This window comes from Paenibacillus sp. 1-18, assembly GCF_000520755.1.
In the GTDB taxonomy this organism is placed as follows: Bacteria; Bacillota; Bacilli; order Paenibacillales; family Paenibacillaceae; genus Paenibacillus; species Paenibacillus brasilensis.
Window position 1 is genome coordinate 1 of record NZ_ASSB01000046.1, and the last position, 2,599, is coordinate 2,599.

5 protein-coding genes and 1 pseudogene are annotated in these 2,599 nt (G+C 42.8%); all 6 read right to left on the reverse strand.

Going from position 1 to position 2,599, the window contains the following annotated elements; all coding sequences use genetic code 11:
- Positions 1-282 (reverse strand): glycosyl hydrolase (locus L693_RS27605; protein ID WP_269320818.1); only part of this gene is annotated, 282 nt, incomplete at its 3' end.
- 338 nt (positions 283-620) lie between these two features.
- Complete coding sequence (locus tag L693_RS0102860; protein ID WP_025715972.1) at positions 621-875, reverse strand: hypothetical protein; 255 nt, start codon at positions 873-875, stop codon at positions 621-623.
- Positions 876-1,005: 130 nt separating this feature from the next.
- A complete protein-coding gene (locus L693_RS0102865; protein WP_025715973.1) occupies positions 1,006-1,644 on the reverse strand; it encodes a hypothetical protein in 639 nt (212 codons plus the stop codon).
- Between the two features lie 45 nt (positions 1,645-1,689).
- On the reverse strand, positions 1,690-2,085 hold the full coding sequence (locus L693_RS0102870) for a hypothetical protein (RefSeq protein WP_025715974.1): 396 nt from the start codon (positions 2,083-2,085) through the stop codon (positions 1,690-1,692).
- A 9-nt stretch (positions 2,086-2,094) separates the two neighbouring features.
- The gene (locus L693_RS0102875) at positions 2,095-2,406 is read right to left on the reverse strand and encodes a hypothetical protein (RefSeq protein WP_025715975.1); all 312 of its coding nucleotides are present in this window, start codon (positions 2,404-2,406) and stop codon (positions 2,095-2,097) included.
- Between the two features lie 3 nt (positions 2,407-2,409).
- Positions 2,410-2,599 (reverse strand): annotated as a pseudogene (locus tag L693_RS30980) (hypothetical protein); the annotation flags it as partial.

The window sequence follows — 2,599 nt, forward strand, 5'->3', positions numbered from 1 at the left end:
CATCGTCACAATGCCACCGGATCTGCTCCAGCGGATGGCGCTATCGACAACAGCTTGGCGCTGTGTTGCTTCCACAGCGGCGGACTGACCAGAGATGGCTCCCATCTCGTAGCCATGCACGCCGACATAAACCTGGCTGATTTTTTTAACTTTGTTACTTAATTCATCCGGGCTTTCCAGATAATCATGCTGACCTGTGATCATTTTTTCCCCTGAGATGCCGAGTAAATAGCTGTATAGTTCCCGGGCCTGAGCAGAAGCGTACGTATTAACAGGTTGCAATGTTGAACCCCCCCTTTTTGAATGCAAAAAAGCGTCGGTTTCCCGTCGCTCTCTCACTTATATTAACGGTAATTATTTCACAGCGATTACCGTCAATCGCTATAGTCCGCATTACGTGCGGAACAATCTGCCGCCCTTACTGATGGGGTGTTATTACCCTCTTTACGGCTGTCTCGGATTAGTTGTAGATAGTTTCGATGTGGACAAGGGACTTTCACCCCTGTATATCGGTTCTCTTCGGGCGTGTGTGACATACCGATAAATCCATGAGTCTTTCACTCAAGCAATGCCCCGACAAAGTGCGTCTATCTTCCGCCACCACATCTAAATCTTAACGATTACAGAAGTTGGCCAGCTAGTGCTTTAAGGCCACTTGGTACTGCGATTTGTTTACCGTCATGTTCATTTCCGTTTACATAAGCTGTGTCTTTGTCTACATAATAGACTACACCTTCACCGCCAATAATCGGGAATCCGCTTTCGTCGTAATCCAGATTTGTACCTACATACTTGCCATGCTTAGCCGCTTCAGTTTCCAGCGGATGAAGATGTAAAATACCTGTGTTGTCCAAGTAAGCATAACTTTGTGCCATATTTATTGCCTCCTAGAATGGATTTAATTTGTTGCTGAATAAAGTGTAAATCCTTTCTACTCCGTACCTACTACGGATTTACATAGTTCCTACAACAAATAAAGACCGCAAAGGCTTAAGCCCTTACGGTCTAATTTACTTCTGGCATTCTCAATCCGATTTCTCCTTCCTTGCTTCGTCCCCGACCATAGTCGATAACCACAAGATCCAAAGTCCGATTAATTTTAAGACTGTTTGCTATATTTACAATCGCTCGTCGTCGTTTATCTGCAAATGTCGTAGCTGAGATACCAGGCACATCTTTTCTGTATCCCTTCTCCATATACTGCTGGGCCTTGAGATATTTCTTTCCATCCAGAAAAAGCAGCTTTGCAGCAAGACCTTCATGCGGATCTCTCATATTATTTATGGCGAAACGGATGTTATTGGTGATGAATTGATAGAATTTATAATTGGTATGCCGTTTGTCCTTTAGAATCACGGCATTAGCTGTTACATCTGCTGTCAACTCCTGACCAGTCTCGCGCTTTGCAATAGCACCTTCGGCTGAAAGAATCTCATATGCGGACATACCGTTTTCAATCTGCTGAAGAGCGAATTCATAGTTTTTGATTACGTCGATCATATCAACATACTTACTAAGAAGCCACTTTGTTTTTCGAATATCTTCCTGATCAATGTCCGAAAAAAAGTTTACCTGGATTATCTTTTGCGTATCGGTGGAATCTTCTTCTCTGTTACGTATAATTATAAATTGTTCATTTTTCACATGTGTTCACTCCTAGTGTTGCTAATATAGAGGTATAGGCTCTTATCATGGGGTGTCTCCTTCATCTTGCAGGAGAGCATGATATGCTTTGGTAATGTCGTCCAGTTTCTTCAATGTCGCTTCATACTCTCCACGGCTTACACAATTCGCTTGTAGTCCTTCATATGCTTTCTCGGCAGCAGCTATTTCTGCATCCTTTTGTTGTATAAGGGATTCAGCGGCTGCATATTGTTGGAGCCAGTAAGGAAGGGCTTCAAGTCCATCTAATATAACCTCAGCATTGCTTATGCCTACATCCCCAGCAATAACCTGGGCAAATGTATAATTAGCATCCTTTGCTACAATATTTCCTTCACCATTAAAAGTGATTTCATAGGTCCAGCCCTTGGCTTGTTCTGACAGTTTCATATCCTCTTGCCAGTTACGTGGTTTATCTGTCATTGTTCCTCCTTAGAGATCAAAAGCTAAAAGTTTAGGAAATTCTCCGCCTTCGTTGATTAACTCACGGTATGTTTTATAGACATGGTCATTTAACTCCTCGCACTCATCGCATCCATCCTGACAGCACGGAATAGTCTCTTTATCTATCTCTTTTTCCGTCAATCGACGAACTTTAATGGTTACTTCTGTTTCTTCTCCAGGTTCAAGGCTGATACCGTCGAACAAAAATTCAAGGTTATTCTCATGTTCCAAATGCTCGTAGTAGGCTTTCTCCAAATTCTCGGCAGCGATATAGTTCCGTCCAATTTGGTATACGTTCATGATTTATATATCCTCCCTTAGTGGGTCCTGACTGGATAATGTCATATAAGCAGCCTCTGCCCTCTCTCGGGGGCTGGAATTAGCTATTTCTGCTGCCGTGCGAATGCTTACGGCTGTATAGGCCATAACTGACTTACCATACTTGTTAAGCAACCAGTTACGGATATATCCTTCTTCGTCCTTGTTTATCGCT

Excerpts from the sequence above, each read along its gene's own strand:
- L693_RS0102860 (WP_025715972.1), bottom strand. The coding sequence starts at position 875 with ATGGCACAAAGTTATGCTTACTTGGACAACACAGGTATTTTACATCTT.
- L693_RS0102870 (WP_025715974.1), bottom strand. The coding sequence starts at position 2,085 with ATGACAGATAAACCACGTAACTGGCAAGAGGATATGAAACTGTCAGAA.
- L693_RS0102875 (WP_025715975.1), bottom strand. The coding sequence starts at position 2,406 with ATGAACGTATACCAAATTGGACGGAACTATATCGCTGCCGAGAATTTG.